This is a genomic window from Pedobacter sp. CFBP9032 (genome assembly GCF_034045265.1).
GTDB lineage: Bacteria > Bacteroidota > Bacteroidia > Sphingobacteriales > Sphingobacteriaceae > Pedobacter.
In genome coordinates, this window is the sequence record NZ_JAXCWE010000005.1 from 425,506 (window position 1) to 432,918 (window position 7,413).

The 7,413-nt window shown below is 38.9% G+C and carries 6 protein-coding genes; all 6 read right to left on the reverse strand.

The window, feature by feature from the left end; translation table 11 throughout:
• Positions 1–73: 73 nt before the first annotated feature.
• Positions 74–1,177: an undecaprenyldiphospho-muramoylpentapeptide beta-N-acetylglucosaminyltransferase gene (murG, locus tag SOM16_RS12535; RefSeq protein ID WP_320464337.1), complete on the reverse strand. Its 1,104-nt coding sequence runs from the start codon at positions 1,175–1,177 to the stop codon at positions 74–76.
• A 175-nt stretch (positions 1,178–1,352) separates the two neighbouring features.
• Entirely contained in the window at positions 1,353–1,727 is a 375-nt protein-coding gene (locus tag SOM16_RS12540) for a four helix bundle protein (RefSeq protein WP_320464338.1), read from the reverse strand.
• Positions 1,728–1,857: 130 nt separating this feature from the next.
• The gene (locus SOM16_RS12545) at positions 1,858–3,051 is read right to left on the reverse strand and encodes an FtsW/RodA/SpoVE family cell cycle protein (RefSeq protein WP_320464339.1); all 1,194 of its coding nucleotides are present in this window, start codon (positions 3,049–3,051) and stop codon (positions 1,858–1,860) included.
• Positions 3,052–3,069: 18 nt separating this feature from the next.
• Entirely contained in the window at positions 3,070–4,464 is a 1,395-nt protein-coding gene (gene murD, locus SOM16_RS12550) for a UDP-N-acetylmuramoyl-L-alanine--D-glutamate ligase (protein ID WP_320464340.1), read from the reverse strand.
• 135 nt (positions 4,465–4,599) lie between these two features.
• Positions 4,600–5,847 carry a phospho-N-acetylmuramoyl-pentapeptide-transferase gene (gene mraY, locus SOM16_RS12555; RefSeq protein ID WP_320464341.1) on the reverse strand — a complete coding sequence of 416 codons (1,248 nt, stop codon included), beginning with the start codon at positions 5,845–5,847 and terminating at the stop codon, positions 4,600–4,602.
• Complete coding sequence (locus tag SOM16_RS12560) at positions 5,847–7,304, reverse strand: UDP-N-acetylmuramoyl-L-alanyl-D-glutamate--2,6-diaminopimelate ligase (protein ID WP_320464342.1); 1,458 nt, start codon at positions 7,302–7,304, stop codon at positions 5,847–5,849. Before SOM16_RS12560 ends, mraY begins: the two co-directional genes overlap by 1 nt.
• Positions 7,305–7,413 lie beyond the last annotated feature (109 nt).

The window sequence follows — 7,413 nt, forward strand, 5'->3', positions numbered from 1 at the left end:
CTTGTAAGTCTAAAGCGGAAAGACTAAAACTTAAAGCCTGCCTTTCTTCTCCTATTTTTTATCTTCCCATTCCCTATAAAACCAGTTTCAACACTTCACCAGCAATAATTTCGTCTGCCGCCGGAAGCGCCATTTTTCCAATATTTACAGCTAGTTGTTGACTTTGCTCCTGATTTTCCAATAATTCCAAAGCGGCCTTAACTAATGTATCTTCTGCGGAGCGATCATTAACTAATAATGCAGCACCATTTTTCACGAGGGCCATCGCATTTTTCGTTTGGTGATCTTCCGCAACGTTTGGTGAAGGCACCAGAATCACCGGCTTTTTGATCAGGCAAAGTTCTGCAATGGTACCAGCACCAGCTCTTGAGATAATAACATCTGCAGCTGCGTAGGCCAAATCCATTTTATTCAGGAACTCTAAAATTCGAACATTAGGATGGTAATCCAAGCCCAATCGCTCTATAATTCCCTTATAGTAAAACTTCCCGGTTTGCCATACCACCTGAACATCCTGTGCCAGGATCTCCGGCAAATGTTTTTCGATCGCTTTATTTAATGTTCCTGCACCTAAACTTCCACCCGTAACCATAATGGTTTTTTTCAGGGGATCGAGCTTTAAGAGTTCGGCACCGGCGTGGTGTTTACCCTTAATATCCACTACATCCTTCCGAACAGGGTTGCCTGTTTTTAATATTTTGGCTGCTGGGAAAAACTGATCCATCTCGTCAAAAGCCACGCAAATTTTTGAAGCTTTTTTCCCAAGCCATTTATTGGTTACTCCGGCATATGAATTTTGTTCCTGTATTAAACTTGGAATTCCTTTCAATGAGGCCGCATACAATAACGGACCTGAGGCATAGCCACCAACCCCAACAACCACGTCAGGTTTAAAATCTCTGATGATTTCTAAAGCTCTTTTTACGCTTCCAAGCACTTTAAAGGGTAAGGCAAGATTTTTCAAAATCGAACCCCTTTGCATGCCACTAATATTTAAGCCAATAATTTTATATCCGGCAGCTGGAACCTTTTCCATTTCCATGCGTCCGTTTGCACCCACAAATAGAATTTCACAAGAAGGCACCAAGCGTTTTAGCGCATTGGCTATGGCTACGGCGGGAAATATATGCCCGCCGGTGCCACCACCTGATATGATAATTTTTGGGGAATTATTCATTTTGTTATTTAATTATTGAATGAGTGAATTTTGAATGAGCCAATGTTAACTAGCAATAGTTTAATTCTGTCATTAGCCCATTCAATCTTTTTAATTATTGAATGAATTTTAAATGACCAAATGTTTACCGGCAACAATTACATTCTATACTTCAATCATTCTCTCATTTAATCCTTTATTTATTATTACTTACCGTTTTTCTTGCTTTAGCTACAATTGCTAAAATTTCATTTACTTCTTTCAATAATGGTTGAGCTTCCGCTGAATTTGTAATCTTTGATTCAATTAGAATCTCAATCCAAAAAGCAGTTTCATCAGCCTCTTCTACAACAATACTGAGCTTAGAAAAAAATTCTGCCCGGGATCTACTTCTACATGCGGCTCTATAATTCGCTCCGACTGACGATGCTGATCGTATAAATTGTCTACCTATTATTTTTCCCTCTTCAGTTTTTGGTAGTGTCTGATAAAATTTTATTGAGCCCAAAACGAACTGCTTTGTTCTGGCCTTAATCGATGTCACAAAATCAACTTTACTTACATTTTCCATTATTTATTAATTTGATAATTATTAAACTTTGGGATGTTAGCTACTAATAGGTCAATTTTTATCACTTCTTCATTAAAACGCTCTCATTCAACATTCTGTCATTCTCAATCATTCAAAATTCAATCATTCATTAAGCCATCGCCGGAATCTCTCCAACTATCACTTTATTTTTTACTTTTTCTTTCTCCTCTTTAGCTAGTGCACCAGCGTTTTCTTCTACATCCCTGCTTACGCTGAGAATGATTCCAAAAGCCACACTGGTAAAAATCATCGAAGTTCCGCCCATGCTCACCAACGGCAAAGGCACTCCTGTTACCGGACCTAAACCTACAGCAACCGCCATGTTCGCAAAAGCCTGAATGGTTAAACTAAAACTTAAACCTGCTGCCAATAGCGCCCCGAATGCCTTCGGGGCCTTGGTAACTATCTTTATACATCGGTATAAAAGCACCAGGTAAAGCACCATGATGACAACTCCCCCCAATGTTCCCCATTCTTCAATAATAATGGCGAAAATAAAATCGGAATATGGGTGTGGCAGGAAGTTGCGCTGCGTACTATTACCTGGTCCTTTACCAAAAACACCACCAGTGGCCAAAGCAATTTTTGCCTGGTCTGCCTGGAAAGTTTTATCTGAATGCTGCATCTCCGGATGCAGGAACGTGTTTATCCTCGACATGTAAGTCTTCCGCCTCGGTCCGAGGAAGAATACAAATAACAATAACACAAAACCACCCGCACAAACGATGGCGATTTGCTTAATACTAATCCGGCCGATAATTAACAGTAAAATGCTTACGCCGAAGAGCATCAATGCCGTAGATAAATTGGCCAATGCGATTAATACGAATACCACACAAACCGACCCCATAATTGGCAAAAACGATTCTTTTACATCTTTAATATTCTCCTGCTTTTTCGTCAGCATTCTGGCTAAAAAGGTAATTAGCGCAAGTTTTGCCAAATCGGAAGTTTGAAAAGTTAATCCAATAACTGGAATTTTTACCCAACGGGATGCATCATTTAAGTTTGTACCAAATATTAAGGTATAAACCAGCAATGGCACGGTTACGATCATCAAAATCTTCGAGATTCCGGCATAATACCTGTAATCAAGCAAATGGGCAATATAGATCATACCAATCCCCATCAAAACAAATATGAGGTGTTTGGTTAAAAGTAATTTTTCTACAGCCTCACCTTTTTTATAAGCTAAAGTTCCGGTGGCACTGTAAACTGCCATAACAGATATAAGCGAAAGCAGGATGATGATCAACCAGATCCATCTATCGCCTTTTGTTTTATCAAGTAGTGCTTGGAACATCTTTATTAATCCTCCTATTTATAATTCTCTAACTGCCGCTTTAAATTGATTACCACGGTCTTCATAACTCGTAAATAAATCAAAACTGGCACAAGCCGGTGAAAGCAAAACCGCATCTCCACGTTTAGCCAGATGGTAAGCAATCTGCGTAGCCTCATCAGCTGAAAAGGTGTTAACTATAATTTCTACATCATCTTCGAAAGCATCATGAATGCGTTTATTATCCTTTCCCAAACAAACAATAGCTTTCACTTTACTCTTCACCAGGTCTTTAAGCATGTTGTAATCGTTGCCTTTGTCTACCCCACCCATAATCAAAACGACATCGGCAGTCATACTTTCTAATGCATACCAGGTAGAGTTTACGTTTGTTGCTTTACTATCGTTTATAAAATCAATTCCAGAAATCTTTGCCACATGCTCTAACCTGTGCTCAATATTTTTGAAATTCCCCATACTCTCGCGGATGGTTTCATTTCTTAACTCTAAAACCTTCGCAACAATGCCCGAAGCCATAGAGTTGTAAATGTTGTGCTTGCCTTGTAGGGCTAAATCTGAAAGAATAGACATGGTTAGTTCTTTATTTGGTTCTAAAAGGATCGTTATCGTTTGCGCGTCTAAATAAGCGCCTGGTTCAATTTTTTTGGTAATGGAGAACGGAAATGTTTTAGCAACTGGCTGAAAAACTTCTATTGCTTTAATGCTTTCTTCATCATCTGCACAGTAGATAAAAACATCTTCTGCGGTTTGATTTTGAATAATGCGCATTTTCGATGCAACATAATTTTCCATTTTGTACGCGTAGCGATCCAGGTGATCTGGTGTGATATTCAAAAGCACAGCGATATCTGCTTTAAATTCGAACATATCATCGAGCATAAAGCTGGAAATTTCCAACACATAGTAATCGTAGTTTTCCTCTGCAACCTGTGCGGCAAAACTATGTCCGATATTACCAGCAAGGCCCACATTTAAACCTGAGTTTTTAAGGATATGATAAGTGAGCAGACTGGTGGTTGATTTACCGTTCGAACCTGTAATGCAGATGGTTTTCGCAGCGGTATAGCGCTTAGCAAATTCAATCTCTGAAATTACTGGCGTTCCTTGTGCCACCAACTTTTTGATGATTGGAGCGGTAGATGGAATACCCGGACTTTTAATTACTTCTGTAGCATTTAAAATCAGAGCTTCTGTGTGTTGTGCCGATTCAAAGGACACATTTAACTGCTCTAAAGCTGATTTATATTTATCGGCAATGGTGCCAAAATCTGAAACAAATACATCAAAACCCTTTGCCTGCGCAAGTTTGGCAGCGCCAACACCGCTTTCGCCAGCGCCCAAAATAACGACACGACCCTGCCCTGCCATTGCTGACTGCGGGTTTAGTGATGTATTATTTTGATTTGTGCTCATTTTTTTTTGTTAGTATCAAGTATTAAGACTGGGCCTAATACCACTTATTTATTTTTGTTTACCACCTAAGACATCTTAGTTTTAAATTCTGTTCTTTGCTCTTCAAGCTTTCAGCTTTAGTCTTTAGGCTTTTCACTACCTCAATTTCAATGTTACTATCGTGATGATTGCCAGCATAATTCCGATAATCCAAAAACGTGTTACAATCTTCGCTTCGTGATATCCCTTTTTCTGGTAATGGTGATGCAAAGGCGACATCAGGAATATCCTTCGTCCTTCTCCAAATCGTTTCTTCGTGTATTTAAAGTAGGAGACCTGCATAATTACCGACACCAATTCAACCAGGAAAACACCACATAAAATCGGAATCAATAACTCCTTGCGGATCATTAATGCGAATGAAGCGATAATGCCACCAATGGCTAAACTACCCGTATCACCCATAAATATTTGTGCCGGATAAGAATTATACCAAAGGAAACCGACACACGATCCTACGAATGCGCCTGCAAAAATCATCAGCTCCGCTGAATTAGGAATATACATGATGTTCAGGTAATCTGCCATTACAGTGTTACCGGAAACATAAGCGAGTATACCCAACGTAATCCCGATTACGGCAGAAGTTCCCGTTGCCAAACCATCTATACCATCTGTAATATTTGCGCCGTTTGATACTGCTGTGATGATAAAAACGGTAATTAACAAAAAGATAATGAATGCAAATTTTTGATAATCTCCACCCAAAAACTTCAGCACTTTCGCATAATCAAACTCATTGTTTTTATAGAAAGGCATATTCGTTTTGCTCGACTTTACATCTTGTGTATAGTAAAAAGTTTCCCCTTTCTGACGCAAAACCATTGGTGCCGAAGATGTATTTTTAACATCATCCTGAACCGTTTCTCTCACCACGATATTTGGGTGGAAGTACATGGTTGTACCTACAATTAAACCCAACCCTACCTGACCAACAACTTTAAACTTACCTGCTAGTCCTTCTTTATTCTTTTTGAATACTTTAATATAATCATCCAAAAAGCCAACTGCACCCATCCAAACGGTAGTGATAATCATCAGAATGACGTAGATATTCGAAATATTGGCAAACAACAAGGTTGGGATCAAAATACCTAACAAGATGATAATTCCGCCCATAGTTGGCGTACCCTGTTTTTGCATCTGCCCTTCCAGGCCAAGGTTTCTTACAATCTCACCTACCTGTTTCTTATGTAAATAGTCGATTAACCTACGACCGTAAACTGTGGTAATTACCAATGATAAAATAATGGAAATCGACGCACGGAATGTGATATACTGAAACAACCTTAAACCAGGAATGTCATAGTGCTTATGCAAGTATTCGAATAATAAATATAACATTAGCTGTTCGGGTTTAATTGTGCTAGTAAAATTTCTTTGTCGTCGAAATGGTTTCTTACGCCATTTATTTCCTGGTATTTTTCATGACCTTTCCCTGCAATTAAAATAATATCTCCGCCTTGCGCCAGGTGGCAGGCCGTTTTAATGGCTTCTCTCCTATCTAAAATGGATAATGTTTTGCGTTTGTTCGTTGGTGAAACGCCAGCTTCCATATCTGCGATAATGCTTTGCGGATCTTCTGTTCTTGGATTATCAGAGGTTAAAATTACCTTATCGCTCCAATCGCAGGCCACCTGTGCCATAATCGGACGCTTTGTTTTATCCCGATCGCCACCACAACCAATCACCGTAATTACCTGTTCTGTCCCTTTGCGGATATCTGCAATCGTTCCTAAAACATTTTGCACCGCATCTGGTGTATGCGCATAATCTACAATACCGATCACTTTATTTTCCGAAACGATATAGTCGAAACGCCCTTCAGCACCTGTTAAGCGACTCAAAGAAGTCAACACTTTTAATTTATCCTGATCTAAAAGCAAGGCTGTTCCATATACCGCTAATAAGTTATAGGCATTGAATGAACCGATCAGCTTGAAATACACGTCTTCATTATCAATATCCAGGTGCAGCCCACTGAACCCATTTTCAATAATTCTGGCTTTGAAATCTGCGAGTTGTTTCAGCGCATAAGTTTTTTTATGTGCCTTGGTATTCTGCAACATCACATTGCCATTCTTGTCATCGATATTGGTTAATGCAAATGCTGTTTTAGGCAGCAGATCAAAAAAGGTCTTTTTGGCCTTAAGATAACTATCAAAGGTTTTATGGAAGTCTAAGTGATCGTGGGTAAGGTTTGAGAAAACACCACCAGAAAAACTTAAACCTTCAATTCGATGTTGCGAAACGGCATGCGAACTCACTTCCATGAAACAATAATCACAACCCGCATCTACCATGTTCTTTAATAACTGGTTTAAGGCAAGTGGATTTGGGGTAGTATGCGTTGCTGCAACTACGGTATCATTAATATAATTTTCGACTGTTGAAATTAGTCCCGTTTTATAGCCTAAATCTTTAAATAACTTGAATAATATAGTTGCAATGGTTGTTTTTCCATTGGTTCCTGTAATTCCAATCAACTTCAAATCTGCAGATGGATTACCGAAATAGTGCCCGGCCATGATCCCTAAAGCCGCAGCAGTGTTATCTACTTTGACATAAGTAATAGTGAAATCATGTACTTCAGGTAGATTTTCACAAATAATAACGGTTGCGCCTTGCGTAATGGTTTGCTCAATAAATTGGTGACCATCTGTAACGGTTCCGGAAATAGCAAAAAATACATCTTCTTTACCAACCTTGCGCGAATCAAAGTTAAGCGCATTGATTTCCCTATCGGTTTTCCCAACCAATTCTTTAATCATTACACCGTATAGTAAATCTTGTAATTGCATTTTATTTTTTAATTAAAGAAGGATTGAATTAGAGAATGTGGCTATCGCCTCTAACATTCACTCATTCAAAATTCTCTCACTTTATCATTTTATTTAATTAGAGAAGGAT

Coding starts and splice junctions, on each gene's coding strand:
- murG (WP_320464337.1), bottom strand. CDS start 1,177: ATGAATAATTCCCCAAAAATTATCATATCAGGTGGTGGCACCGGCGGG.
- SOM16_RS12540 (WP_320464338.1), bottom strand. CDS start 1,727: ATGGAAAATGTAAGTAAAGTTGATTTTGTGACATCGATTAAGGCCAGA.
- SOM16_RS12545 (WP_320464339.1), bottom strand. CDS start 3,051: ATGTTCCAAGCACTACTTGATAAAACAAAAGGCGATAGATGGATCTGG.
- murD (WP_320464340.1), bottom strand. CDS start 4,464: ATGAGCACAAATCAAAATAATACATCACTAAACCCGCAGTCAGCAATG.
- mraY (WP_320464341.1), bottom strand. CDS start 5,847: ATGTTATATTTATTATTCGAATACTTGCATAAGCACTATGACATTCCT.
- SOM16_RS12560 (WP_320464342.1), bottom strand. CDS start 7,304: ATGCAATTACAAGATTTACTATACGGTGTAATGATTAAAGAATTGGTT.